This is a genomic window from Xanthomonas sp. NCPPB 3959 (assembly GCF_056675575.1).
On record NZ_JBWWVR010000005.1, the window covers coordinates 79,402 to 103,246 of the forward strand.

Consider the following 23,845-nt stretch of genomic DNA (forward strand, 5'->3'; position numbering starts at 1 on the left):
TGTTGCCTGATGACTTTCAGGCAAGCGAAATTTACACACCCCAAAACGACAAAAGCCCGGCGTGGCCGGGCTTTTGAAGCAGGCGTCCCGGCGAACCGGGACGCAGCAAACGCGATGGATCAGCGCTTGGAGAACTGGGTAGCGCGACGGGCCTTGTGCAGACCGACCTTCTTACGCTCGACTTCGCGGGCGTCACGGGTCATGAAGCCAGCCTTGCGCAGCTCGGACTTCAGGGTTTCGTCGTATTCGACCAGCGCACGGGCGATGCCCAGGCGGATCGCACCGGCCTGGCCGGTAGTGCCGCCGCCAGAAGCGGTGACCAGGATGTCGAAGCTTTCGGTGTTCTTGGTCAGCTCAAGCGGCTGACGCACGATCATGCGCGCAGTTTCGCGACCGAAGAACTTGTCCAACGGCAGGCCGTTGACCGAGATGTTGCCGGTACCCTTGCGCAGGAACACGCGAGCGGTGGAGGACTTGCGGCGACCGGTGCCGTAGTTTTGCGTGATAGCCATGATTAGATATCCAGAACTTGCGGCTGCTGAGCGGCGTGCGGATGCTCGGCACCCGAATAGACCTTGAGCTTGCGGTACATGGTGCGGCCCAGGGGACCCTTCGGCAGCATGCCCTTGACGGCGATTTCGATCACGCGCTCCGGGTGGCGCTGCAGCGCCTGCTCCAGGCTCTCGGTCTTCAAGTTACCGATGTAGCCGGTGAAGCGGTGATACTTCTTGTCTTTCAGCTTGTTGCCCGTGACCACGATCTTTTCGGCATTGATCACCACGAGGTAATCGCCAGTATCGACGTGAGGGGTATAGATCGGCTTGTGCTTACCGCGCAGGCGGCTAGCCAGTTCGGTGCAGAGACGGCCAAGCGTCTTGCCGGCGGCGTCAACGAGATACCAGTCGCGCTGGACGGTCTCGGACTTGGCGGTGAACGTAGTCATGAGGAAGCTCTTGAGTAGTCGGGCGGATTGCAGCGGTAATGACCGCTGGAACTTTGCCACGCGTTGTGAAGGCGAAACAGAAGAGGCGGGATTGTACGGGACGCCCCGCGGCGGCGCAAGTCGCCCCACCGGCCGGCGCTGGGCGGTTGGCAGCGCGCCGGCCGGGGGCCAGAATCGCCGGATGACCCAGACCTCTTCATTCCGACTGCATAGCCCGCTCGACCGGCTCCTGGTCGAAGCCCAGCGCGCGCTGGACACGGTATTCGGCAATCCGCCTGCCGAGCGACCCAATCCAGCCGCCGACACGCCCGACATCGCGCTTGAACCAAACCAACGCCGGCATGCCGCCGGGCTGATGCGCATCAACCATGTCGGCGAGGTCTGCGCGCAAGGCCTGTATTTCGGCCAGGCGGCGGTCGCCCGCGATGCCCACACCCAGCAACACTTGCTGGAAGCGGCGCAGGAAGAAACCGACCACCTGGCCTGGTGCGCCGACCGTCTGCACGAACTGGACAGCCGCCCCAGCCTGTTCAACCCGCTCTGGTACGCCGGCAGCTACGCCCTCGGCGCACTGGCCGGATTGCGCGGCGACGACTGGAGCCTGGGCTTCGTGGTCGAGACCGAGCGCCAGGTCGAAGCCCATCTGGACGAGCACCTGGAGACCCTGCCCGCGATCGACCAGCGCAGTCGCGCCATCCTGCGCGTGATGAAGATTGACGAAGCACGCCACGCCGATCAGGCCGAACAGGCTGGCGCCCGCATCCTGCCGCCGCCGATTCCCAGCGCCATGGCCCTGGCCTCCAAGCTCATGAAGACCATCGCCTACCGCTTTTAGGCGGTTGGTTTTAGGCGAGCTTCAAGCCAATCACACCGGCAACGATCAGGCCGATGCACGCCAGGCGCGGCCACGACGCGCTGTCGCCGAACAACGCGATGCCAGCGATGGTGACGCCCACTGCGCCAATGCCGGTCCAGATCGCGTAACCGGTTCCCACCGGGATGGTCTTCAGTGCCTGCGTCAACAACCACAGGCTGATGGCTGCCAGGCCGACCGTCAGCACGGTCGGCCACAGGCGCGTAAAACCGTCGCTGTACTTCAGGCCCATGGCAAAGCCGATTTCGAACAGGCCGGCCAACAACAGATAGATCCAGGGCATCGCATCACTCCTCACTTGAAAAACGCACAAAAAAAAAGCGACCCAGTGTTTGCACACTGGGCCGCCGTCGGCTGTGGAACGCGAGGTCATCGCGTGGCGGGCCGTCCCGCCTTGCATCTTGCGCGCGCTTGCAAACAAGCACGCAACAGGTCGAATCCTGCGCTTATTCGCTCAGGTTACGCCCGTGGAACAGCTCTTCGATTTCGCGCTTCAACAGCGTTTCGATCTTCATGCGCTCCTTGAACGAGAGGTTCTTGGCGCGCTCTTCGAACAGGTACTGATCGAGGTCGAAGTCCTTCAGGTGCATCTTCGTGTGGAAGATATTTTCCTGATAGACATTGACGTCGAACATCTCGTAACGCGACTTCACGTTCTTGGCCATGAAGTGCTGGATCGAGTTGATCTTGTGGTCGATGTAGTGCTTCTTGCCCTTTACATCGCGGGTGAAGCCACGGACACGGTAGTCCATGATCACGATGTCCGATTCCAGACTCTCGATCAGGTAGTTCAGCGCCTTCAACGGCGAGATCACACCGCACGTGGCGACGTCGATATCGGCGCGGAATGTCGCGATGCCTTCCTGCGGATGCGTCTCGGGATATGTATGGACAGTGATATGACTCTTGTCCATATGAGCAACCACGGCTTCAGGAATCAACTCCTTGCCGGCCTGCTTCTTGTCGATGACGGGCTCTTCCGAGATGAGGATCGTCACCGACGCGCCCTGCGGATCGTAGTCCTGACGTGCGATATTGAGGATGTTGGCGCCAATGATCTCGGCCACGTCGGTCAGGATCTGCGTCAGACGGTCCGCGTCGTACTGCTCATCGATATACTCGATGTAGCGCTGACGCTCCTCTTCAGTACGCGCATAACAGACGTCGTAGATGTTGAAGCTCAACGCCTTGGTGAGGTTGTTGAACCCCTGTAGCCTCAGGCGAGGCAACGGCTTGACCACGTCGGTCTGTCCTTATGGAAGGCGGGAAAGGAGTCAATTATGAGCCAAAGATCCCAGCAACGAAATGCCGACGTTGAGAATGGTTTACCTTGCATGACTCATGCCGTTAAGCTTCAGGAATTACACGCGGAACTACCATGAGCCCAGGAAACACGACGGTTGTCACCACGACGGTACGTAACGCTACCCCTTATCTGGCACTGGACGCTGGCACGATTGAGCGTTTTCTGGCGCACAGCCACCGCAGGCGCTATCCGACCCGGACCGATGTGTTCCGGCCAGGAGACCCGGCCGGCACCCTCTATTACGTTGTCAGCGGCTCGGTCAGCATCATCGCCGAGGAAGATGACGATCGTGAGTTGGTGCTGGGCTACTTCGGCAGTGGCGAGTTCGTCGGCGAGATGGGGTTGTTCATCGAATCCGATACGCGCGAGGTGATCTTGCGCACCCGCACCCAATGCGAACTGGCCGAAATCAGCTACGAGCGGCTGCAGCAACTGTTCCAGACCAGTCTGTCACCGGATGCGCCCCGCATCCTGTACGCGATTGGCGTTCAGCTCTCAAAGCGATTGCTCGATACCACAAGGAAAGCCAGCCGCCTGGCATTCCTGGACGTGACCGACCGTATCGTGCGTACGCTGCACGATCTGTCCAAGGAGCCTGAAGCGATGAGCCATCCGCAGGGCACCCAGCTGCGCGTTTCACGGCAGGAGTTGGCACGCCTTGTCGGTTGCTCGCGCGAAATGGCCGGGCGCGTGCTCAAGAAACTGCAAGCCGATGGCCTGTTGCATGCACGCGGCAAGACCGTCGTGCTGTACGGCACGCGCTAAGCGGTTGTGGTCGCGGTTGGTGCAACATCGCACCGACCGCCGTTTGAGCCGCATGTCGCAAGGCATGCGGACTGATGCAGTCAGGCGCTTTCCGCTATCGATTGCCGGGCGTGTCAGGCGCTACAGCGCCTTGCCGCCGCGGTCGCGGCAACCCCAGTTGAGGATCGGTGTGCCTGCAGGCAGCACCTGACGGAACAGTGCTTCGCGATTGGCTTTGGGGTTGACCACCACCGGTGCGCGCGCGGCCTTCAACAACGGCAGATCGGCCGTGCTGTCCGAATAGGCGATGGCGATGTCGGCATAGCCGCGCTCGCGCAGCATGCGCATCTTTTCTTCGTTGTGGCAGTGGCGCCGCGCGGTGACCGCACCCAGGCGTGGGCCGACCAGGCTGCCGATCACCGGCACGTCCTGATGCGCGACGAAGCCGAGAATCGCACGCGCCAGTTCCGGCGGTGCGCCGGTGGCGACCACGACCCGATCGCCGGCGGCGCGATGGTCGGTAAACACTTTCAACGCATGCGGCAGCAAGCGCTGCCGGATCTGCGCTTCATGCTTGAGCACGTACGCATCGATGAAGCGATTGAATTCGCGCGTGCGATGCAGGCCGAAGGTGGCGATCCACACATAGCCGGAGACACCGCGCCTGCGGGTCGGCAGCATCGCCACCATCGGGCCGAGAATTGGCGAAGCCAACAAGGCCACCAGCAGACGCAACGGGTTGCGTTTGATCAGCCAGGCAAACAGATGGCTGCCGGAATCGCCGTCGTACAGCGTGTGGTCGAAATCGAAGACCACCAGCGGGGCGTCGTCGCGCGGTGCGGGATACGACTCAGTCATGCGCAAAGAATAGCTGACGCAGCGACTCGCCGGGTTCGGGCGCGCGCATGAAGGTCTCGCCGACCAGAAACGCGTTCACATCGTGGCTGCGCATCAACTGCACATCGGCCGGAGTGACGATGCCGCTCTCGGTGACCAGGATGCGATCGCGCGGCACGGCGGCGCGCATGTCCAGCGTGGTCTGCAATGAGACCTCGAAGGTGCGCAGGTTGCGGTTGTTGATACCCACCAGCGGCACCGGCACCTGCACGGCGCGCTCGAGCTCGTCGATGTCGTGTACTTCTACCAGCACGTCCAGACCGAGTTGCATGGCCAGGCCGGAGAGATCGGCCAGTTGCGCGTCTTCCAGCGCCGAAACGATCAGCAGGATGCAGTCGGCACCGAGCACGCGCGCTTCGTAGACCTGATAGGGGTCGACAGTGAAATCCTTGCGCAGCACCGGCAGCGTGCAGGCCTCGCGCGCTTGCTGAAGATACGCATCGGCGCCCTGGAAGAAATCCACATCGGTGAGTACCGACAGGCAACTGGCGCCACCGAACTCGTAACTGACGGCGATGTCGGCCGGATGAAAGTCTGGCCGGATCACGCCTTTGGACGGGCTGGCCTTCTTCACTTCGGCGATCACGGCCGGGTCGCCGGCGGCGATGCTGGCCTGCATGGCGGCAGCAAAGCCGCGTGTGAGCGGCAGGTCGGCGCAGCGCGCGACCAGCTCGGCCTGCGGCACGCGTGCACTGCGCTCGGCGATTTCTTCGGCCTTGCGGGCAAGGATGGTGTTGAGGATATCGCTCATCGTATCGGGTCCTGGCGGGCGGGCATTATCGGTCAAGACGGCCGCAACTGAGCTGGCCGCACGCCAGTGCACAGCATGCCAGCGGCACCGTGACGATGCCGGCCAGCGGTTGCCGCTTTCTCGGGGCAGGAACACCGGCGTGGTGACATCGCAGACGTGCGGAGTGCGGACACTGCATGGATCAGGACTGCGCAGCAGCCTGACGGGTGAAGGCGACATAGGCATCCAGTTTGGCGCGCGCCGAGCCATCGGCCAGTACCGCACGCGCACGCACCACGCCGGCGGCGATGCTGTCGGTCACACCGGCAACATACAGGGCCGCGCCGGCGTTGAGCGCCACGATGTCCAGCGCCGGGCCGGGCACGTTGTCCAGCACCTGCAACAGCATCGTGCGCGATTGCGCGGCATCGGCCACCTTGAGATTGCGGCTGGCCGACATGGCGATGCCGAAATCTTCCGGATGCACTTCGTATTCGCGCACCTGGCCATCACGCAGCTCGCCGACCAAGGTGCCGGCACCGAGCGAGAGTTCGTCCATGCCATCGCGGCCCCACACCACCAGCGCGCGCTCGGCGCCGAGCTCCTGCAGCACGCGCGCCTGGATGCCGACCAGATCCGGATGGAACACGCCCATCAGGATGTTCGGCGAACCCGCCGGGTTGGTGAGCGGGCCGAGGATGTTGAAGATGGTGCGCACGCCCATTTCGCGACGTACCGGCGCCACCATTTTCATCGCCGGGTGATGCACCGGCGCGTACATGAAGCCGATGCCGGTCTGCGCCAGCGAGGCGGCGACCTGCTCGGGCTGCAGTTCGATCACTGCGCCCAATGCTTCTAGCGCGTCGGCACTGCCGGACTTGGACGAGACGCTGCGGTTGCCGTGCTTGGCGACCTTGGCACCACCGGCGGCAGCCACGAACATCGCGCAGGTGGAGATGTTGAAGGTGTGCGAGCCATCGCCGCCGGTGCCGACGATATCCACCATGTGCTGGCGGTCGCTTACTTCCACGCGGCGCGAGAACTCGCGCATCACCGTGGCTGCACCGGCGATTTCGCCGATGGTCTCCTTCTTGACCCGCAGCCCGGTAAGGATGGCGGCAACCATCATGTCGGAGACCTCGCCGCGCATGATCTGCCGCATCAACTCGACCATTTCGTCGTGAAAGATTTCGCGGTGTTCGATAGTGCGCTGCAGGGCTTCTTGCGGGGTGATGGGCATGGGCGAGAGGACCGTGAAAAAACGTGGGAGAAGTGCGAGAGGACTGTGGATCGATCAGGCGTGGAGAGACATGCCAGCGTCGGTGCAATGCCATGCAGCGACGTTGCAGGCGACGCTCATTGACCGGGACGCCGCATGCGGAAACGCGCTTGGGCCTGCACTTCGAAATAATCGGCGGCACCGCCGGCGCGCAGGATCGTCTGCACGGCAGCGGGATCGTAAATGCCGTCCTGCAACGCCGCGTGCGCCAGATGCACACCCACCACTTCACCCAGTACCAGCCAGGTTTCGATGGCCTGCCCGCTTGCGCTCTGCAGCGGCAGCAACTGGCTGAGCCGACATTCGAAACTCACCGGGCTTGCCGCCACACGCGGCGCATCAATCAGGCGCGAAGCTGCCATCTGCAAGCCGGCCAGTGCGAACTCATCCACCTCCGAGGACACCATCGCCGCGCTGGCATTCATGGCCTCGGCCAACGGACGCGTGGCCAGGTTCCAGGTGAATTCGCCGGTGGCTTCGATGTTGCGCAGGCTGTCCTTGCGGCCGATGCTGGCAAAGCCGACGATCGGCGGCACGTAGTTGAAGGCGTTGAAGAAGCTGTAAGGCGCCAGATTGGCGATGCCGTCGGCGCTGCGCGACCCGATCCAGCCGATCGGTCGCGGACCGACGATGGCATTGAACGGATCGTGCGGTAGCCCGTGGCCCTGGCTTGGTTCGTAGAAGTGGACGTTGTCGCCAGTGGTGCTCATCGTGATCCGGATGCAGACGTTGAAGAAACGAAACGGCGAACCCTCTCTGCCATGCAGGACAGATGATTGCGGGCATCGTACGCATGGGCAGCTGGTGCATCGACGTTGCTGAAGCCTGCATCGACAACTGCTGTATAGACACGGGCGACGTGCGCGGTGCGCATTTCGGTCAGCGCTCCAGGAAGTTTTTCAGCAAGGTATGACCGTGCTGGGTCAGGATCGATTCGGGATGGAACTGCACGCCTTCGACCGGAAACTGGCGATGGCGCAGGCCCATGATCTCTTCCACCGAGCCATCCGGATTCTCGGTCCAGGCGGTGACTTCCAGCGCTTCGGGCAAGGTGGTCTTGTCCACCACCAGCGAGTGGTAGCGCGTGGCCTCGTAGCTGTCCGGCAGGCCGGCGAACACGCCCTTACCCTGGTGGCGGATCGGCGAGGTCTTGCCATGCATGATGTTGCCGGCGCGGATCACATCGCCGCCATAGACCTGACCGATGCTCTGGTGGCCCAGACAGACGCCCAGGATCGGCGTGGTCTGGCCCAGTTGCTCGATCAGCTGCAGCGAGACACCGGCCTCGTTGGGCGTGCGCGGACCGGGCGAGATCACGATGCGCTCCGGCTTGAGCGCGGCGATCTGATCGACGCTCATCGCATCGTTGCGCACCACCGTGACCTCCGCGCCCAGGGCCTGCAGGTACTGCACGAGGTTGTAAGTGAAGCTGTCGTAGTTATCGAGCATGAGCAACATGTCAGGCCTATCTGATTGTTTTTAAACGGGATATACCCCGAAACCGTCCATTGATACCCGCCCTGACACCCTCGAACCTGTGTGATACCCAAGCGACTGGGAAGCGAGCAACGCCAAAGCATATCTTCGCACGGGCTCGCTGCTGCGTTCCCGAGCGATTCGCTTCCCCGCTTATAGGTGAGTTCCCGCCACGCGCGCAGCGCGGCAGGCAGTCGGCCTTGATACGCCGATGCAGACCAGATCGTCACTCGAGCGCCGTCTGACGCCCGCCTCCCAATGCACCGCCCTGCTTCGTGAAACCACCACGTCGCAGGGCGGCGCTGGGGCGACACAAGGCGTCAGGCCACCAATGCGAGCGCTGGTTTTCCATTGATGCTGCGTGAACTGCTCTCAACACTCTCCACCAATGCGGTTGCTTGATCTTCGAGTGCACGGGCGGACGATGCCATGGTGTCAACCAGCACTGAATTCTGCTGCGTTGCTGCATCCATCTGGGCAATGGTTTGATTGATCTGCTCGATCCCGGCACTTTGCTCGTGGCTGGCCGCCGCGATCTCACCCATGATGTCGTTGACTTGCTTTACCGACGCCAGCAACTCCTCCATGGCTTTGCCCGCCACGTTGACCTGCTCCGCCCCCTGCCCCACCTTCGCGCCGGAATCGGCGATCAGATCGCGAATTTCCTTTGCGGCCGTGGTGCAGCGCTGAGCGAGGCTGCGCACTTCGGAGGCCACCACCGCAAACCCACGCCCCTGTTCTCCCGCACGCGCCGCTTCCACGGCTGCATTCAAGGCGAGGATATTGGTCTGGAACGCGATACCGTCGATGACGGTGATGATTTCCCCAATCTTCCGCGACGATGTCTGGATCGCTGACATCGTGCTGACGACGCCATTGACCAATTGCCCACCACGCAGGGCCGTCTCTGCGGCGCTACTGGCAAGCGCATTGGCCTGGCGCGCGCCGTCAGCATTCTTGCGCACGATGCTGGTCATTTCTTCCATGGAGCTTGCAGTCTCCTCGAGCGCGGCTGCCTGCTGCTCGGTGCGCCGCGACAGGTCATCGTTGCTGCGCACGATGTCTCCTGCCGCGTTGCTGAGTGTGTTTGCCACTTCGCCCAGCTGACGTCCGGCCTCCACATCCATCAATGCGCCCACCGCGCGCAGCGGGGTGCCGTCTGCCGCACGTTTGGTCAGGCCGCGTGCCCGGAACCACCGATACTGGCCGTTCTTGAGCTGCAGGCGGTACTCGATATCGAAGTTGGTGCGGCCACTGCGGTCGTTCAAATGCGCCGCGAAGGCGTTCAACGACCGCGTTCTGTCTTCCGGATGAAGCCGCGACGCCCAGCTGTCCAATACATTGGGAAATTCTTGCTCGGACTCAAAGCCCAGCAAGTGGCGGAACTGCTGTGACCACCAGAACTCGTTGCTGGGATTGATCGGGTCACCGGCGATGACACTCATGTCCCACAAGCCATCGCTCAGCATCTGCGAGCCGAGCTCAAAGCGCGTCAGTGTAATGTCGAGAAACTGCTCTCGGTCACGGCGCTCGGTGATGTCGGTGAGCGCACCCGCCACCCGAAGCGGCAAGCCTTGCGCGTCGCGCTCGGTGGTGCCGAATGCACGGAACCAGCGGTATTGGCCCGACTTCAGACGCAGACGGTTCTCGACGTCATAGGGGGTCCGGCCACTGCTGTCCGCAAGATGCGCCGCGAAGGCGTCCAGCGTCGGCTGCTTGTCATCCGGGTGCAGGCAGGCAACCCAGCTGTCCAGCACATTGGGGAACTCCTGCTCGGAGGAGAAGCCCAACAGAGCGCGCATCTGGGGCGACCACCACACCGGGCTGTCAGGATGCGTGGGGTCTCCATCGATGACGCCGATATCCCAAAGGCCGTCTGTGGTGCTGTTGGCAACCAGTTCAAAGCGTCCTTCCAGTTGACGCAGTGCAGCCGCCGCATCAGCCGCCTGGACTTTCGCCAGGTCACGCTCCTGTTGGGCGGCACACAAGCGCTCTGCCATCTTCTTGAGAAGCAGGGCGGGGCCGTTGCTCGGCCACTGCGCGGTGCCCCCCTGCAATGTGGATTCAATCGCCTTGGTCAACGCCTCGACCTTGTGACCGTCGGAGAAAAACATGGCGACCTCTGCCGTTTGGTTAGGAATTGGCGCTAACGGCAGTGATCGGCATTTCTTGAGGCCAGAATTAGGTAAGGGCGATGCGGCTGCTGTGCCGTTCAGGTAAATCACCAAGGTCCGTGTAGCGCATCGCTATCACGCCATAAGCGAAAGATTGCGTGGGCCGTTCCATGGAGAAGCCTTACTCACCAGGTACAACGCCTGTCTTGGCCAGGGAATGCGTTGAAGCCATCCGATCTTGCGCTGCCGCTCATCGGCGACATCGAGACGTTGATTCGTGCCGCTGCGCTGGTGCCAACACCATTTCGCATCCAACGATGCTGCCAGGTTGGCGGCAGGGCTACAAAGAGCTTGACGTCATCCGCCGTCGGCGCAACGCCGCGCGTTCGGTCATTCGATCTTCCTCTGCTCTTGTCCGGTGATTCCCATGAAGCTGTCGTTCCAACGCCCTGCGTCGTCCTCGATCGCGCTGTTGGCCGTGCTGGCAACCCTGACCGGCTGCGGCAAGCCGGACACACCAGCGCCGCCTGTACAGACCAAATCGGCAGCCACTCCTGCCAGCGCCGGCATTGCCTGGCGCGAGGGCGATGTTGATGGCGCCTTCGCCGAGGCCAAGGCAAGCGGCAAGCCGCTCATGCTGTATTGGGGCGCCGTCTGGTGCCCACCGTGCAACCAGCTTCAGGCCACCTTGTTCAAGGATCCCGCCTTTATTGAATTGACGCGCAAATTCGTGGCGGTGCATCTGGACGTGGACCTTGCAGATGCCCAGAAGTGGGGCGATCAATTCAACGTCAAGGGGTATCCAACCATCATCGTGCTGCGCCCGGATCGCAGCCTGATCACGCGCCTGGCCGGCTACAGCGACAATGCCCGCCTGGCCGACGCGTTGCAGGTGGCTGCCACGCAGACCATGACCTCGGAGCAGTTGCTCGACCGGGCGTTGAAGACCCCGAAGGAATTGCGCGCAGACGACTGGACCTTGCTGGCCGGCTACGAGTGGTGGGGCATGGCGCGCGAGCCGTCGAAAACGCGCAGTGCAAGCGATGTGCTTGCGCAGTTGGCCGCCTCGGCACCGCAGCCTGCGCTGCAGCGCAGATTCGCGCTGCTGGAGTTGTCCATCGCAACAACGCCACCGGTTGCCAGCCCGGCGCACCTGGCGTTGCTGAAGGCCGTTCTGGCCGATCCGTCGGAGGTGCGCGCAAACCGCACCGAGCTGAGTCGTTTTGCCCCACGCCTGGTGATGGCATCCACCAGCGACCCAGGCGAGCGCGCGGCGCTGTCCTTGGCGCTGAATCAGGCGCTGGACAAGGTTTATGCCGACGCCACCCTGCCGATCGTGGACCGGATGATCACCGCCTCCACGCAGATCGATCTCGCTCGCCTGGCACAGGGTCAAACCCCGGGTAGCGAGCCAAAGAAGCCGCAACCACCGCTGCCGGCAGCGGTGCTCGACACCGTTCGCCAGCGCGTGCAATGGGCCGTGCAGACGGCCAAGACCGATGAAGAACGACAGTCCGTCATCACCGGAGCCGCGGGACTACTGGACGATACAGGTGATACCGCCGGTGCAGAACAACTGCTGCTGGGCGAGCTGACGCGTAGCAAGACGCCCAATCACTACATGCAGTTCCTCGCCGATCTGGCCGAAGAACGCAACGACCCCAAGACAGCGCTGACGTGGTTGAAAAAGTCCTACGAAGGTTCCCAAGGCCCCGTCCTGCGCGTGGAGTCGGCGCTGCGGTATGCCAATGGGGTGATCCGGCTCAGCCCCCAGGACACCGCTGCTATCGAATCTGCCACTGCACAGGTGATCGGCGAGTTGGCAGGCCAGCCGGATCGATACGGTCGGCGTAACCTTCAAAACCTCAAGGCGCTTGGCACCTCGCTCAAGACCTGGAGCACGCAGCATCATCGGGAAGGCAGCGCGGTGCTGGCGCGGCTGCAGCAGAAAATGCAGGCCAGTTGCGACAGCAAGAACACCAGCGGGTGCAGCAGCTGGCTGAGCTGAAAGGAAAACGCCCGGCCGAATGGCCGGGCGTTATGCCGTGTGCATCGATTGGACCTCAACCGACCAGCTTCACGACCTCATCCCCAAATCGCTGCTTGAGCTGGCTGGGCTGCTTGCCCGAACCAGGCCGCGTCTCAAGTGTGGTCGTCGCTGCGCGCACGACGCTGTCTTCGGGTAGACGAAGACACGCCCAACAGCAGACACATTTCATCCGCACAACGACTGACATATTCCGTTGGGGAATGATCATTTCGCAATTGAAGCGTCCCGGATCTGGGGCTTGATGGCATTTTCAAGTCACTGACGACGACAACGTATGCCACACAAGGTGGCCATGAATGCCAGGGCACGCCTGAGCACTTCGATTGCACGCTGAGTAATTCGCACTGTATTAGCCCGGACCGTTGATGACGGCACGTGCGCCAGACCGTGTCTGCGTGCCCACGTGGAGCGCGTTGTCGCGTCGATCGACGCGTCGCCCGGCCACCAGCGACCCCGGCGCTGCAATCGAGGCTGGCAACGCCATGCGTCCGTCGAACGATGTGCCGGCCGTCAACGCCGCACGTCAGCAGCCCTGCAAGCCCGGGCGGCAGCACGCCGCCTTTCCCACCACAGCGAGGACATGCCGTGATGAAGACACCTTCAGCCAGTGCTTCCCAGCCAGCGCGATCGACGAATGCAGACGTCGTGATCGACATACCGCAGCCACAACAGCACAGTGCGGCGCCGACGCCGCCAGCAAACCCTGCACTGTCGCGCCTGGCTCCCAGACCGTCCCGACGACGCGACAACCCGAAACGCAACACAGGGTCTGGCGGCGCTGCCGACAGAAACCAGCACACCGGTGAGAGCCCGTTACTGCATGCCACAGACGCGTCGATCCTGCACGACGAGCAGAGCAGCAGCGAGCACTTCCAGAGCACCAGAAACTTCCTGGAACCGTTCGATACACCTCCAATCTTTCACGAACAACCGGCCCCGCCGGTGCACACATCTGCAACGACCACCGCACCTGCGGCAGCAGCCAGCGCAAGCACAACCGCCGAGCGGCTGGGCGCGCTGGCTGCATCGATCGGAACCGGCGCGGCGCGTGGCGTACGCACCGTCCTTGGACCGACCGCCGCCGCGGTGGCGGCTGCAGCGCGCGGCGTCCTGCCGATCAGTGTCGACAAGCAATACCTGGGCGCTGCGCTGGGACATCTGGTGCACCAGGCAAGCTCGGTGGGACCGACCACCTTCGCGCGTGAGTTGCTGGGCGAAGGGTTGTTTGCCGTTCTTCGCCAGCTTCCGCCCGAAGCGGTCGTCGCCATGCAGGCAGTCTCCGGCACGCTGCAGATGGCGCTGCATACGCTGCGAAGCAACCGCGAAAACCGCAATCCCGACGCGGCTGCGCGAGGCTTCCACAATCTCAGTCTCGAACAGTGGCATGCATTGTCCGACGACGAACGCACTCACAAGAAAGCCGAGCAACAACATTATTCGGATCTGGTCACCCGGCTCGCGCTGGCCGGCATCGTGAGCAACATCGCCGTGGGTGCGGCCGGTAAGTCAGCGGGCCAACCGGAGACGGCGGCCAGGCTGCTGGCCAGCGATCTGAAGATCGCCGCTTATGCCGCAGCGCGCGACACCATCCAGGCAACCTTCAAGATGGTGGGAATGCGCGACCCCAACCGCTCCAATGGCGGCATCAGCGATCCGCATATCACCAGCGCCGGCAGGTTCTACGGCATGGCCAACGTCCTGACCAATCTGGCATCCAACGAGCTGGCATCGCCGGACTTTGCAGCGGCCCGGCAGCGCTGGGCCGGCCTGCACTCGCCTTTCACCCAAGGCGAGGCGACCAGCGTCATCTTGCGTCAATCGGCGGTAAACACCGCCTTGAATGTCGGCCTGGAGACGCTGGACTGGATCAACGTCACCCAGCACGAAGCCGACGAAGCCGGGACGCAGCAGATCTGGGAACCCGAGTGGAAGGGCAAGCGCGAGGATTATGAGCGGGTCATGGATCATTCGGTCGCACGCACGGCCGCCATCAATTCCAATATCGCGCTTGGTACCGCCATCAACATGATTGGCGCGTGGCTCGGGTTGTCGCCCACACGCAGCGGATTGCTCTCCAATACGGTGTCCGGCGTGGTCGCCGGAATGCAATACAAGACCATCGGCGCCACCTGGCAAGCCGAGGCGGCCGTTCGCGCAGCCGAGGCGCCTCGCTCGCAGGTTGAGTAAGCACAGCGATCAAAACCACCGCGCCCGCCACCAGGCGGGCGCGGCTGGCTTGATGCCATGTGCTACACCACACGCGCTCCCGCGATCGCAGCAGGGTTACTCGGCAACCACGCCGCGCTTGGTCAGAATCGCATGGATGGCATGCGCATATTTATCGCGCTCGGCGGGCGTTTCGGAATGATAGGCGCCCACGGCGGCCCAGGTATTTCCATATTTATTGGTCATCTCGCGCAGCCGCCAGGCGGCGACATACACGCTGACGCACGGCTGCATCAACGCGTCCCTGGAGATGCCGTAACTGGAAAGGCGCCGCAGATGGATCGAATTGATCTGCATCTTTCCATAATCGATCGTGCCGTTGTTGTTGCGATGGATCGCGTCGGCACGGCCACGTGATTCCTGCCACGCAATGGCACGCAGCACCCACGGATTGACATGTTGATAGCCGGCGGCTTCTTCAAAACAGTCTGCGCGTGCGAGCGGCGCGGCGCACAGCAACGCCGCCGCAATCAACACGCGTCGCCGAGGGGCGGCAGCATGCCTGGGCTGGAGCGCGCACCATCGCGCGCCTACGCGCATGTTTCTCGAGAGCGTGGCACAACACAGTTGACGCCAGACATCCGTGCCGTGCACAGACGCACACGTGGTCGGCGTATCGGTCTCTTTCATGTCTGTCACCTGATCGTCGTTCATTCCAGCAACGTAGCGGAGTGGACGCACACCCCCGGCTGGTCCGACGCTCCGCTCGATCGCGACACCATAACGGTGCTGTGCATCCGCATGCACACGCTGGACGAAGCATCTATGACGTAAACGAAATCACAACACGCAGCGTTGCAACACAGCTGTTTTCCATGGGTTTCCCTGCGTTTTCCGCAGTCACGTTCGCAAGCAAAAGCGCACCTTCGCGTCCTGGCAGATGCACCGCCGTTGCCTCTTCTACTTTGCGCTCGGGGCAGCGCAGCGTCCCCGTTGCGATCTTGCCGTTGCAGCTTTCCGGCAATCCGCGATGTATCCAGTTCAACCACATGAGACGGGAATCACCATGGACTCTATCGGGAACAACTTTTCGAATATCAGCAATCTGCAGACGATGGGCATCGGGCCTCAGCAACACGAGGACTCCAGTCAGCACTCGCCTTCGGCTGGCTCCGAACAGCAGCTGGATCAGTTGCTCGCCATGTTCATCATGATGATGCTGCAACAGAGCCAGGGCAGCGATGCCAATCAGGAGTGTGGCAACGAACAACCGCAGAACGGTCAACAGGAAGGCCTGAGTCCGTTGACGCAGATGCTGATGCAGATCGTGATGCAGCTGATGCAGAACCAGGGCGGCGCCGGCATGGGCGGTGGCGGTTCGGTCAACAGCAGCCTGGGCGGCAACAGTGTGGGTGGCGGTTTCAACGCCAACCTGTCGAGCATTACCGGCCAAGCCTGATTGGCAATGCGTGCAGGCTGCTGCGCCACGCGGCAGCCTGCACGTTGTCACAGCATCGGCTACACCCCGAAGCGCTGCTCAGGGCGAGACGATATGCGGGGTCAGCAAGAACAACCGCTGCAGCCGCGAGCCGTTCTTTTGGCGATGCTTGAACAGGTTGCCGACCAGGGGAATCTTGGACAGCCCGGGAACCTTGTTCAGATCGGTCTGATCGGTATCCTGGGCATACCCGGCGATCAGCAGGCTCTGGCCCTCGTTGACGAATGCCTGCGTGGTGATCTCGCTGGAGGTGATGACGGGAATGCCATCGACGGTATTGGTGCCCAACTGCCCGTCTTCGATACGCACATCCAGCCGCATCTGTCCGTTTGGCGAGCCCGGCACCACACTCGGCAATACGCGTAGCGACACACCTGCGGACAGGTTGTAGAGGTCTGCGGCTGCGTAACCGCTGACACGCACGAATGCCTGCTGCTTGTGATCCATCACCGCTTCCACGTTGTCCAGCGTCGCCACTTGCGGGGTGGACACGATCTTGGCCTTGTCGGTCTGCTCGAGCGCCGAGACGCGCGTCATCAGGTAACGCCCCGCATCGCCAAGGACAGCGGTCAACGTCCCGCCCAACGGCGCGGTTGCACCCGCCGCTGCTGCACCGCTCAAGCTGCCATCGTAGCCAAGCTGGCCACCACGCCCGTCGCCGGTCTGCACATCCACACGCCGGCTGTGGAACCGCCAGTCCACGCCGAGATCCTGCATGGCACCGTCGCGGATCTCGATGATGGTGGCATCGATCTGCAGCAGCTTGGGGCGGTTGTCGAGCTGCTGGATCAAGGTGCCATAGGCGGCCATGCGCTCGGGGCGGTCGCGGATGAGAATGGCATTGGTGCGCGGGTCGGCTTCGATCACCGGCGCGTCGGAAGCCTGCTCGCCGCCGCTGCCGGCGTCCACCGCCAGCGGCGCATCGCGGCGGGCCTGGCTCATCTCCGGCCACACGCTGGCCGGCGCATTGGCGCCACTGCCCGGCAACGGCGGGCTGACCGGCACGCGATCGGACGGCGAGGCACCGCCGAACCACGACGCAGGCAATCCGAGAATGCCGGTGTTGCCGCCACCGCCATTCTGACCCTGGCCACTGTTGCCGAAGGTGTTGGACGAGCCACCGCCGATCGGTTGCACCCGCCCGAAATTCGCACCCGGCCCGGGCAGCGCCGCCGTGGGCGCGCCACGCACGCCGTACATGCTGCGCAACAGGCTGGCCATGCCCGGCACCTGGACATCCTGCCCACCGATGCGGGTGCTGTGATCGGCCGCCTGCGCGTAATGCAGCTGAAATACCTGCACTTCGGTGGCGTCGCGTTGGCGTGCGCCCTGCTCGACCTGCTTGGCGATTGCGGTGACGGTATCCACATAACCCGGCGGGCCGGACACCACCGCCACGTGCGCCGCCTCGTCGTAACGGACCGGAAAACGCGGATCGTCCAGCCGCATGCGCGCAAGCGCATCGCGCAGCGCACTGGTCGACGCGGCGCCCAGATTCAAGGTTGCATTCTTGGTTTCGTTGGCGCCCCAGATCCTGAGCACGGCACCGTCGTAATACCAGACGAAGCCGAATGTCGCAGACAGATCGTCAAGGAATTTCTGCGGGCTGGCCTCGAACTTGCCACTGAGCGTGCCGGTCACTTCCGGTGAAATCCAGGTGGTGATGGATTGGCTGGCGGACAGGTCGCGCAGCACTTCCTTGAGATCCTTGTGGTCGGCGACGTATTTGAAGCTGCGCGAATGCCACGGCACCTGCGCAGCATCGGCATGCGGCGGCAGCAGCGGCAGCAGGCTCAATAGCAACGCGGCGGCCAATGGCGCACGTCGATGGCGGTGAACTGGAGGACAGGCGTATGCCATGGCGTTCCCTCTGCGAGGCAAGTGAAAGAAGTCGATAGGGCTGCGTCTGGCGGGCAGGCGTCAGCCGGGGATTGCGTGCCGGATGCAGCGCCGTGCTGCGTACTGCAGCGTCGAGCAGCACATCGAGGGCGCGTGCGGTTCAGTGTAGGCAGCGCACGGCAGGCGATGTCTCAACAATGATCAATTCGCTGCGCCCCCCTTGCCGCCAACGTTCGCGGCATCGTGCAACTGCTGCTGGAAATGGAGGAAGCCGAGAGCGTCACCGGATTGCGCGATGAACACGCTGGTCAGCAATGCCAACAGCAGCAGCGCCAATACCCCACGGATCGGTTGACTCAGATTCGAAGGTTCCAGCTTGTCGGCGGCGCGCGCCACAAAGCCGATGGCCAGATCCACCAGCACCAGCACCAGCATCAACGGCGCGGCCAGCTTGACGATTGCGGCCATCATGCCGTCGGTCTGCTGGATGACGAAGGACTCGGCGACCGCGCCCATGTCCGGCGTGAGCTGGCTCAGCGGCCACCAGCGAAACGATTCGAACAGCGCACCGAGCAGCATCAGCATGCCGCCCAGCGCGTAGAAAGACACGATCGCCAACTGCATCAACACCGTGGAGACCGGCGTGCTCTGCTCACCGCTCAGCGGGTTGGTCATCTGCACGTTGTTGTAGCCGGACACATCGTCGATGAGCAGGCCCACACTCTCGGCAACCCAGAACACCGTGGATGCGGCAAACCCGATCAGCAGGCCGAGGAAGGCTTCCTTGAATACCAGCCCGACCAGGCCGGTCGCTTCGATTCTGGCCAGCGCATCGGCCGGTTGTCCGTAGGCGATGAACGAACTGAGCACATACACCACACCGTTGCGCGCCATTCCGGGAAGGCTGTCCTGCGCCGTTGCCGGCAGCACGAAAAACATCACGAACACGCGCACCCCGCACAGCGCCAGCAGGGTCAGCAGCGACACGCCCTGGGATGACAGCGCCAGCAGTGCGGTGGCGGTGTCGTTCATTGCCCCACTCCGCGCGCGGCACGATGCAAGCGCAGCCCGAGCAAGGCGTCGATCGCGTCTTCCTCTTCGGCCGCTTCGCGCTGGGCTTGCCAGGCACGCTGCGCGCGGGCGGCGTTTTCCGCGTACACATCCGCCTGCGCCTGCAGCTTGCTCACTGTCTGTTGCACTGTTGCGGCCTCATCGCGTGCGCTCTGCAACGCCTTCGTCGCTGCGACCAGCGCCTGCTCTGCGGCGCGGCAGCGCTCTTCCAGCACGGTGCGGAAGCGCTGGTGCTGCAGGATCGCCTCGATGCCGATCGGCTCACCCGCGCCGGCCTTGTCGGCCAGCGTGGTATCGAACGCGTCCAGGCGCGTGGTGCAGGCGTTGGCCTCATGACTGCAACTGGCGCGCTCGCGGTCGCACTGCTCGAGCGCCCGTTTGCAGTCGCTCAGGTGCTCCTGCATCCGCTCATGACGGCGCGTCTTCAGTTGCTGCAACGTCGCCCAGGTGTCGGCACGCTCACGCATCGTCGATCACGCCGGCAAGCTGCTCCAGGGTGGCGTCATAGTCGCTGAGCTGATCGGTGGACTGGCTGAGGAAGTCGCGAATCGCATCGATCCTGGCGATCGCCTCGTCGGCGACCGCATCGCTGCCCTGGCGGTACTCGCCGACCTGCAGCAAGGTCTCCACTTCGTTGTACTTGGCCAGCAGGCGCCGCAGCTGGCCGGCGTACTGGCGTTGCTCGGCAGACACGATCTGGCTCATCACCCGGCTCAGGCTTCCCAGCACATCGATGGCCGGGTACTGGTTTTTGGCGGCGATCTCACGCGACAGAATCAGATGGCCATCCAGGATGCCGCGCACTTCTTCGGCGATCGGATCGCTGCCGGTGTCGTCTTCGGCCAGCACGGTGTAAAACGCGGTGATCGAGCCCGTCTCGCCCATGCCGGCACGTTCGAGCAGGCGTGGCAGCTCGGCGAACACCGACGGTGGAAAGCCGCGCCGTGTGGGAGGCTCGCCGGCGGCCAGGCCGATCTCGCGTTGCGCGCGGGCAAAGCGTGTCAGCGAGTCCATCATCAGCAGAACGCGCATGCCCTGATCGCGAAAATATTCGGCGATGGCGGTGCCGACATAGGCGGCCTTGGCGCGCTCGATCGAGGAGCGATCGGAGGTGGCGCACACCACCACGCTGCGCGCCAGACCGTCTGGGCCGAGAATCATCTCGATGAATTCACGCACTTCGCGCCCGCGCTCGCCGATCAGCACGATCACGTTGACGTCGCACTGCGTGCCGCGCGCGAACATCCCCATCAAGGTGCTCTTGCCCACGCCGGCTGCGGCGAAAATGCCCATGCGCTGGCCTTCGCCCAGCGTCATCAGGCCATCGACGATGCGCACACCGGTCGGTAGCGGCTGTTCGATCAGGCGCCGGCGCATCGGATCCGGCGCCTGTGCCTGGATCTGCACCCAGCCGTCGCCGGCGACCGGCCCCTGGCCGTCCGCCGGCTCACCCAGGCCATCGAGTACGCGCCCCAGCAGCGCCTCCCCGACCGGCACCGCCAGGGGGCGCCCAGATCCGATCACGCGCGTCTCGCGCGACAAGCCCACCAGCTCGCCAAACGGCGCCAGCAAGGCGAGATGGCGGCTGAAGCCAACCACCTCGGCACGTTGCAACAGCGTGCCGTCGCGCTGGCGCAACTCGCACACCTCGCCCAGGCTGACCTGCACCCCGGCGACCTTGAGCATGGTGCCGATCACCTCGACCACCTTGCCGTAGCGACGGCCGAAGGCCAGCGCAGCCAGTTCGCGCTCGAGCGTTGCCTCCAGCACCGGCATCTCAGCAGACATCCGGCACCGCCTGCGGCGCGGCCAGCACGCGGCGGATGACCCGCTGGAGGCTGCGCAGCTGATCGCGCAGATCGGTCTCGAACACGCCGGTATCCCATTCGCACACGCAGGCACCCAAGGCTAGCGTCGCATCGCCGCACAGTTCCACCGGCATGGCCCAGCCTGCGGCCGCGGCAGCCGCATCGAAGGCGCGCCGTGCGTCGTCCAGCGCATCGGGATGCACGCTCACCCGCAGGGCTTTCGCCTCGTCCAGGGCGCCGTCCAGCGCCTGTGCGGCGCGCGCGTACAGCGCAGCGGGGTCGTGCCCGTAGAGGACCTGTTCGCAAGCGTGCGCGACGATCTCGGCCAGACGCGCGCGGGCGCGCTGCGCGGCGTCCTCGGCCGCGAAGGCATGCCGCACGCCGTGCTCGTTCCACGCGTCGAGCTGACGGCGCAGCCCGGCGGCATAGCCCAGGCGTGCACTGCGCTCGGCCTTGTCCTGGGCATCCTGGAGGATCGTCTCGGCCTGTCGTTGGGCGTCGTCGATCAGCGCCTGCGCCCGCGTCTGGGCGTCCGCCAGCGTCTGCGCGCACCGCGCGTGCACCTGTGCAGTCGCTGCGTCCAGTTCCAGCACACAGGCCAGTGCCTCGCGTGGGATGACCTCGCAGTCCAGGCCGACTGCCTCCGGTGTGGACCTCAGCCAAAGACGCATGGCAGCTCCGGCAACAAGGTAGGCAGCGCCTGCAGAAACGCATCGCTCGCGCCATCTGCCGCGATGGGCGCCACCTTGGCAGCACCCAACGGCAAGGACAGCGCCAGCACCTTGGCGATGCAGGGGTCTGGCCAGGCACCATCGGCCTCCATTCGACGCCAGCCATCGCCGATCCATGCCGCGTGCTCGGCATCGCGCGGCAACAGCGGCACTGTCATGCCGGTGACTGCGCGATGGCGCACATGCTCAAGCACCGCCGGCCCCACCCACTGCTCGAACCAGGTCAGGCGCTCGCGTTCGATACAGCGGCGCAGCGCCAGTGCGCGCGAAAACACTGCGCGGCTCATCAACACCTTGGCGAGCAGATCCGGCGCGAGCACGACCAACCGATTGGCCAGCGGATCCAGCGCCGAAACCTGCATGCGCGAGCATCCCGACCAGGCCTGGATCACGCGCACACGGCGCTGCGCCGGTGCCCGTTCCCAACCCAACGCAGCGACCGGACCCAGCCAGTGCGCCACCCGCTCTGCATCCAGCGATTGCGCCAGCACGCACACGGCCGCCGTCCATCGCTGAAGCCACAGTGCTGCGTTGTCGATGCGTGCCTTGTCCATCCGCCGGCCTCACCCAGCATGTTTTCTGGACAACGCGCGCAGGCGCTGCCAGCCGCCCCAGCGGCGTGCATCGGCGCTCGGCCACCAATACAGCGCTGCCGCAGCAATCGCCACACACAGCGCCAATGCGCATCCGGCCAGCCACGGCCACGGCCATGCGCGCGGAGGCGCGGATACAGAAAGCTGCGCATCGCTCTCCGCCCCGCCCGGCACCAGCGTGACGCTGACGTTTTCGTAGGTCAGTCCTTCCACGCTGTGCATCACCAGGGTCTTGATGCTGGGCACCAGGCTGGTCAGATCGCTGCCGACGCGGAACTTGATGAACACCGCAGCGCTGGAGGGTTTGACCGAGGTGGATAGTGGGTCGTTGTTGGGAAGCACGATCTGCACATCGGCCGCAATCACGCCATCGATATTCGACAAGGTCTGCGACAGCTGCTGCGACACCCCGTAGATGAAGCGCACGCGTTCTTCGGTGGGTGTGGAGATCAGGCCGTCTTTCTTGAACATCTCGCCGAGATTGGCGTGCCGCTCACGCGGCATGCCATGCGTGCGCAGCACGTTCAATGCGTACGCCACCTGATCGTGCGGCGCGTTGACCGCCCAGGTCTTGCCGTCGTCGGGCGTGAGCTTTTCTGCATCCACACCGGCCGTCAGCAGCACGGCCAGCATGTCGTTGGCGTCGTTCTCGGTCAGCCCGGAATAGAGCTGCTGGTCGCAGCCAGACAGCAGCAGTGCGAGCAGCAACACCACCAGATATCTGAGCTTTCGCATGCTATTGGTTCTTGAACAGTGTCTGCACGGCGTTCTTGCCCGACTCCGCTACCCCAACGCTGACATTGAGGTTGAAGCCGACCATCGTCACCTCATTCATCAACTTCATCTGTTGCGCAACCAGGTCATTCAGCCCCATGGTCGGCGCCTGCGTGCTGAAGGCATCGATATGCTCGGTCATGCTGCGCACGCCATCGTTCTGCACGTCGACCATCCGGCTCATCATGCTCGGCTCGCCGACACGCTGCATGGCAGGCGGCAGCGGGCTGGAGGACTGCATCAGCGCCTGGAAGCGATTGACAAGCGCCTGGTTCGGCGCCGCCGTCGGCGACGCCGCTGGCGTGGTCAGGCCGGTACTGGCAGTGATCGGTGCGACAGGAGGAATGAGCGTCATGACATGTTCCGCAGGCTGGGTTTTGTCGGGGTCAGGCGCGCAGATACTGGGCGTTGGGAACTTCCATCGGCGCGGCGGATTCGGCCGCCGCTTCCAGCGGCGCGGGTGCCGGGGTGTAGCGTCCTGACAGCGCCTTGACCAGGCCAACGGCGTCGGCATCGGCGTTCTCTTCGATCAGACCGTCTGCAATGCCATGCCACGACGGGTCGCCCACCGCAAACAGGCAACACGCGTACAAGGCCTTGCACAACGGCTTGGAGCCCGCATCGGCCTCCAGCTCACGCAGCAGGCGCGCGCCCTCCAGATAACTGCCGCGCTTGATCGCAATCCAGGCATCGAAGGTATCCAGCGCCTTCAGCTCCGGCCGCAGCACCCGCACGGCGGCCAGTACCGCTGCGGCCTCTTCGAGTTTTTCGTGGGTCAGCCCAACCGTGATCAGGTTGATCAGCCCACTCACAACCGAACCGGAACATTCAATCTTTTCCATACCGCACCTCGTCATTCAATGGCTGTGGACAGCATGCGTGCGTAACGTACGCGTCGGCGCCAACGAAGACTTTTCAGAAGCGAACATCGGAATACCATCGCGAACAAACA

General features: G+C 63.7%; 26 protein-coding genes. 5 read left to right on the forward strand and 21 right to left on the reverse strand.

Going from position 1 to position 23,845, the window contains the following annotated elements:
- Window positions 1–119: 119 nt before the first annotated feature.
- Entirely contained in the window at window positions 120–512 is a 393-nt protein-coding gene (rpsI, locus tag AC1KVG_RS07735; protein WP_006451008.1) for a 30S ribosomal protein S9, read from the reverse strand.
- Window positions 513–514: 2 nt separating this feature from the next.
- Window positions 515–943 carry a 50S ribosomal protein L13 gene (rplM, locus tag AC1KVG_RS07740; protein WP_006451009.1) on the reverse strand — a complete coding sequence of 143 codons (429 nt, stop codon included), beginning with the start codon at window positions 941–943 and terminating at the stop codon, window positions 515–517.
- 181 nt (window positions 944–1,124) lie between these two features.
- On the opposite strand from rplM, the gene coq7 reads away from it, so the two are divergent.
- Window positions 1,125–1,778 carry a 2-polyprenyl-3-methyl-6-methoxy-1,4-benzoquinone monooxygenase gene (gene coq7, locus AC1KVG_RS07745; protein ID WP_481094015.1) on the forward strand — a complete coding sequence of 218 codons (654 nt, stop codon included), beginning with the start codon at window positions 1,125–1,127 and terminating at the stop codon, window positions 1,776–1,778.
- Between the two features lie 10 nt (window positions 1,779–1,788).
- On the opposite strand, the gene AC1KVG_RS07750 is transcribed toward coq7, so the two are convergent.
- Both AC1KVG_RS07750 and speD read right to left on the reverse strand, forming a co-directional pair.
- Entirely contained in the window at window positions 1,789–2,100 is a 312-nt protein-coding gene (locus AC1KVG_RS07750; protein ID WP_023902394.1) for a DMT family transporter, read from the reverse strand.
- 163 nt (window positions 2,101–2,263) lie between these two features.
- A complete protein-coding gene (gene speD / locus AC1KVG_RS07755; protein ID WP_006451012.1) occupies window positions 2,264–3,058 on the reverse strand; it encodes an adenosylmethionine decarboxylase in 795 nt (264 codons plus the stop codon).
- A gap of 137 nt (window positions 3,059–3,195) precedes the next feature.
- On the opposite strand from speD, the gene crp reads away from it, so the two are divergent.
- Window positions 3,196–3,888: a cAMP-activated global transcriptional regulator CRP gene (gene crp / locus AC1KVG_RS07760; RefSeq protein WP_055828153.1), complete on the forward strand. Its 693-nt coding sequence runs from the start codon at window positions 3,196–3,198 to the stop codon at window positions 3,886–3,888.
- 120 nt (window positions 3,889–4,008) lie between these two features.
- Here crp and AC1KVG_RS07765 read toward each other — a convergent pair whose 3' ends face one another.
- The 6 genes from AC1KVG_RS07765 to AC1KVG_RS07790 form a co-directional block, all read right to left on the reverse strand.
- Window positions 4,009–4,725: a haloacid dehalogenase-like hydrolase gene (locus tag AC1KVG_RS07765; RefSeq protein ID WP_104549709.1), complete on the reverse strand. Its 717-nt coding sequence runs from the start codon at window positions 4,723–4,725 to the stop codon at window positions 4,009–4,011.
- Entirely contained in the window at window positions 4,718–5,515 is a 798-nt protein-coding gene (gene trpC / locus AC1KVG_RS07770) for an indole-3-glycerol phosphate synthase TrpC (protein ID WP_176340756.1), read from the reverse strand. Before trpC ends, AC1KVG_RS07765 begins: the two co-directional genes overlap by 8 nt.
- 181 nt (window positions 5,516–5,696) lie before the next feature.
- Window positions 5,697–6,734: an anthranilate phosphoribosyltransferase gene (gene trpD, locus AC1KVG_RS07775; RefSeq protein ID WP_023902390.1), complete on the reverse strand. Its 1,038-nt coding sequence runs from the start codon at window positions 6,732–6,734 to the stop codon at window positions 5,697–5,699.
- A gap of 116 nt (window positions 6,735–6,850) precedes the next feature.
- Window positions 6,851–7,483, reverse strand: a complete 633-nt coding sequence (locus AC1KVG_RS07780; RefSeq protein ID WP_481094016.1) for a flavin reductase family protein — start codon at window positions 7,481–7,483, stop codon at window positions 6,851–6,853.
- 169 nt (window positions 7,484–7,652) lie between these two features.
- Window positions 7,653–8,231: an anthranilate synthase component II gene (locus tag AC1KVG_RS07785; RefSeq protein ID WP_074058404.1), complete on the reverse strand. Its 579-nt coding sequence runs from the start codon at window positions 8,229–8,231 to the stop codon at window positions 7,653–7,655.
- 338 nt (window positions 8,232–8,569) lie between these two features.
- On the reverse strand, window positions 8,570–10,363 hold the full coding sequence (locus AC1KVG_RS07790) for a methyl-accepting chemotaxis protein (protein ID WP_481094017.1): 1,794 nt from the start codon (window positions 10,361–10,363) through the stop codon (window positions 8,570–8,572).
- Between the two features lie 427 nt (window positions 10,364–10,790).
- On the opposite strand from AC1KVG_RS07790, the gene AC1KVG_RS07795 reads away from it, so the two are divergent.
- Complete coding sequence (locus tag AC1KVG_RS07795; protein WP_481094018.1) at window positions 10,791–12,371, forward strand: thioredoxin family protein; 1,581 nt, start codon at window positions 10,791–10,793, stop codon at window positions 12,369–12,371.
- Window positions 12,372–12,998: 627 nt separating this feature from the next.
- Window positions 12,999–14,600: a hypothetical protein gene (locus AC1KVG_RS07800; protein ID WP_481094110.1), complete on the forward strand. Its 1,602-nt coding sequence runs from the start codon at window positions 12,999–13,001 to the stop codon at window positions 14,598–14,600.
- Between the two features lie 96 nt (window positions 14,601–14,696).
- Here the strand turns inward: AC1KVG_RS07800 and AC1KVG_RS07805 are convergent, their stop codons facing one another.
- Together AC1KVG_RS07805 and AC1KVG_RS07810 are read right to left on the reverse strand one after the other, a co-directional pair.
- A complete protein-coding gene (locus AC1KVG_RS07805; protein ID WP_225970192.1) occupies window positions 14,697–15,179 on the reverse strand; it encodes a lytic transglycosylase domain-containing protein in 483 nt (160 codons plus the stop codon).
- A 223-nt stretch (window positions 15,180–15,402) separates the two neighbouring features.
- Complete coding sequence (locus AC1KVG_RS07810; RefSeq protein WP_481094019.1) at window positions 15,403–15,630, reverse strand: hypothetical protein; 228 nt, start codon at window positions 15,628–15,630, stop codon at window positions 15,403–15,405.
- 15 nt (window positions 15,631–15,645) lie between these two features.
- Between AC1KVG_RS07810 and xopA the strand changes: the two genes are divergently transcribed.
- The gene (xopA, locus tag AC1KVG_RS07815; protein ID WP_176340749.1) at window positions 15,646–16,038 is read left to right on the forward strand and encodes a XopA/Hpa1 family type III secretion system protein; all 393 of its coding nucleotides are present in this window, start codon (window positions 15,646–15,648) and stop codon (window positions 16,036–16,038) included.
- Window positions 16,039–16,116: 78 nt separating this feature from the next.
- On the opposite strand, the gene sctC is transcribed toward xopA, so the two are convergent.
- The 9 genes from sctC to AC1KVG_RS07860 form a co-directional block, all read right to left on the reverse strand.
- Window positions 16,117–17,937, reverse strand: coding sequence for a type III secretion system outer membrane ring subunit SctC (gene sctC / locus AC1KVG_RS07820; protein ID WP_481094020.1), 1,821 nt, complete (start codon window positions 17,935–17,937; stop codon window positions 16,117–16,119).
- Window positions 17,938–18,117: 180 nt separating this feature from the next.
- Window positions 18,118–18,948 (reverse strand): type III secretion system export apparatus subunit SctT, encoded by an 831-nt coding sequence (gene sctT, locus AC1KVG_RS07825; protein ID WP_481094021.1) that lies wholly within the window; start codon window positions 18,946–18,948, stop codon window positions 18,118–18,120.
- Window positions 18,945–19,454 carry a type III secretion protein HrpB7 gene (locus AC1KVG_RS07830; RefSeq protein WP_481094022.1) on the reverse strand — a complete coding sequence of 170 codons (510 nt, stop codon included), beginning with the start codon at window positions 19,452–19,454 and terminating at the stop codon, window positions 18,945–18,947. The genes sctT and AC1KVG_RS07830 overlap by 4 nt, the downstream gene beginning before the upstream one ends.
- Window positions 19,447–20,775: a type III secretion system ATPase SctN gene (gene sctN, locus AC1KVG_RS07835; protein WP_043909227.1), complete on the reverse strand. Its 1,329-nt coding sequence runs from the start codon at window positions 20,773–20,775 to the stop codon at window positions 19,447–19,449. The genes AC1KVG_RS07830 and sctN overlap by 8 nt, the downstream gene beginning before the upstream one ends.
- A complete protein-coding gene (gene sctL / locus AC1KVG_RS07840; RefSeq protein WP_481094023.1) occupies window positions 20,765–21,466 on the reverse strand; it encodes a type III secretion system stator protein SctL in 702 nt (233 codons plus the stop codon). The genes sctN and sctL overlap by 11 nt, the downstream gene beginning before the upstream one ends.
- Window positions 21,451–22,080 carry a type III secretion protein HrpB4 gene (locus AC1KVG_RS07845; protein ID WP_481094024.1) on the reverse strand — a complete coding sequence of 210 codons (630 nt, stop codon included), beginning with the start codon at window positions 22,078–22,080 and terminating at the stop codon, window positions 21,451–21,453. The genes sctL and AC1KVG_RS07845 overlap by 16 nt, the downstream gene beginning before the upstream one ends.
- Window positions 22,081–22,089: 9 nt before the next feature.
- A complete protein-coding gene (gene sctJ / locus AC1KVG_RS07850) occupies window positions 22,090–22,854 on the reverse strand; it encodes a type III secretion system inner membrane ring lipoprotein SctJ (protein WP_176340742.1) in 765 nt (254 codons plus the stop codon).
- Between the two features lies 1 nt (window position 22,855).
- Entirely contained in the window at window positions 22,856–23,248 is a 393-nt protein-coding gene (locus AC1KVG_RS07855) for a type III secretion protein HrpB2 (RefSeq protein WP_104625899.1), read from the reverse strand.
- A gap of 31 nt (window positions 23,249–23,279) precedes the next feature.
- Window positions 23,280–23,735, reverse strand: coding sequence for an HrpB1 family type III secretion system apparatus protein (locus tag AC1KVG_RS07860; protein WP_104625900.1), 456 nt, complete (start codon window positions 23,733–23,735; stop codon window positions 23,280–23,282).
- Window positions 23,736–23,845 lie beyond the last annotated feature (110 nt).

Excerpts from the sequence above, each read along its gene's own strand:
- rpsI (WP_006451008.1), bottom strand. The coding sequence starts at position 512 with ATGGCTATCACGCAAAACTACGGCACCGGTCGCCGCAAGTCCTCCACC.
- rplM (WP_006451009.1), bottom strand. The coding sequence starts at position 943 with ATGACTACGTTCACCGCCAAGTCCGAGACCGTCCAGCGCGACTGGTAT.
- coq7 (WP_481094015.1), top strand. The coding sequence starts at position 1,125 with ATGACCCAGACCTCTTCATTCCGACTGCATAGCCCGCTCGACCGGCTC.
- AC1KVG_RS07750 (WP_023902394.1), bottom strand. The coding sequence starts at position 2,100 with ATGCCCTGGATCTATCTGTTGTTGGCCGGCCTGTTCGAAATCGGCTTT.
- crp (WP_055828153.1), top strand. The coding sequence starts at position 3,196 with ATGAGCCCAGGAAACACGACGGTTGTCACCACGACGGTACGTAACGCT.
- AC1KVG_RS07765 (WP_104549709.1), bottom strand. The coding sequence starts at position 4,725 with ATGACTGAGTCGTATCCCGCACCGCGCGACGACGCCCCGCTGGTGGTC.
- trpC (WP_176340756.1), bottom strand. The coding sequence starts at position 5,515 with ATGAGCGATATCCTCAACACCATCCTTGCCCGCAAGGCCGAAGAAATC.
- trpD (WP_023902390.1), bottom strand. The coding sequence starts at position 6,734 with ATGCCCATCACCCCGCAAGAAGCCCTGCAGCGCACTATCGAACACCGC.
- AC1KVG_RS07780 (WP_481094016.1), bottom strand. The coding sequence starts at position 7,483 with ATGAGCACCACTGGCGACAACGTCCACTTCTACGAACCAAGCCAGGGC.
- AC1KVG_RS07785 (WP_074058404.1), bottom strand. The coding sequence starts at position 8,231 with ATGTTGCTCATGCTCGATAACTACGACAGCTTCACTTACAACCTCGTG.
- AC1KVG_RS07790 (WP_481094017.1), bottom strand. The coding sequence starts at position 10,363 with ATGTTTTTCTCCGACGGTCACAAGGTCGAGGCGTTGACCAAGGCGATT.
- AC1KVG_RS07795 (WP_481094018.1), top strand. The coding sequence starts at position 10,791 with ATGAAGCTGTCGTTCCAACGCCCTGCGTCGTCCTCGATCGCGCTGTTG.
- AC1KVG_RS07805 (WP_225970192.1), bottom strand. The coding sequence starts at position 15,179 with ATGCGCGTAGGCGCGCGATGGTGCGCGCTCCAGCCCAGGCATGCTGCC.
- AC1KVG_RS07810 (WP_481094019.1), bottom strand. The coding sequence starts at position 15,630 with ATGTGGTTGAACTGGATACATCGCGGATTGCCGGAAAGCTGCAACGGC.
- xopA (WP_176340749.1), top strand. The coding sequence starts at position 15,646 with ATGGACTCTATCGGGAACAACTTTTCGAATATCAGCAATCTGCAGACG.
- sctC (WP_481094020.1), bottom strand. The coding sequence starts at position 17,937 with ATGGCATACGCCTGTCCTCCAGTTCACCGCCATCGACGTGCGCCATTG.
- sctT (WP_481094021.1), bottom strand. The coding sequence starts at position 18,948 with ATGAACGACACCGCCACCGCACTGCTGGCGCTGTCATCCCAGGGCGTG.
- AC1KVG_RS07830 (WP_481094022.1), bottom strand. The coding sequence starts at position 19,454 with ATGCGTGAGCGTGCCGACACCTGGGCGACGTTGCAGCAACTGAAGACG.
- sctN (WP_043909227.1), bottom strand. The coding sequence starts at position 20,775 with ATGTCTGCTGAGATGCCGGTGCTGGAGGCAACGCTCGAGCGCGAACTG.
- sctL (WP_481094023.1), bottom strand. The coding sequence starts at position 21,466 with ATGCGTCTTTGGCTGAGGTCCACACCGGAGGCAGTCGGCCTGGACTGC.
- AC1KVG_RS07845 (WP_481094024.1), bottom strand. The coding sequence starts at position 22,080 with ATGGACAAGGCACGCATCGACAACGCAGCACTGTGGCTTCAGCGATGG.
- sctJ (WP_176340742.1), bottom strand. The coding sequence starts at position 22,854 with ATGCGAAAGCTCAGATATCTGGTGGTGTTGCTGCTCGCACTGCTGCTG.
- AC1KVG_RS07855 (WP_104625899.1), bottom strand. The coding sequence starts at position 23,248 with ATGACGCTCATTCCTCCTGTCGCACCGATCACTGCCAGTACCGGCCTG.
- AC1KVG_RS07860 (WP_104625900.1), bottom strand. The coding sequence starts at position 23,735 with ATGGAAAAGATTGAATGTTCCGGTTCGGTTGTGAGTGGGCTGATCAAC.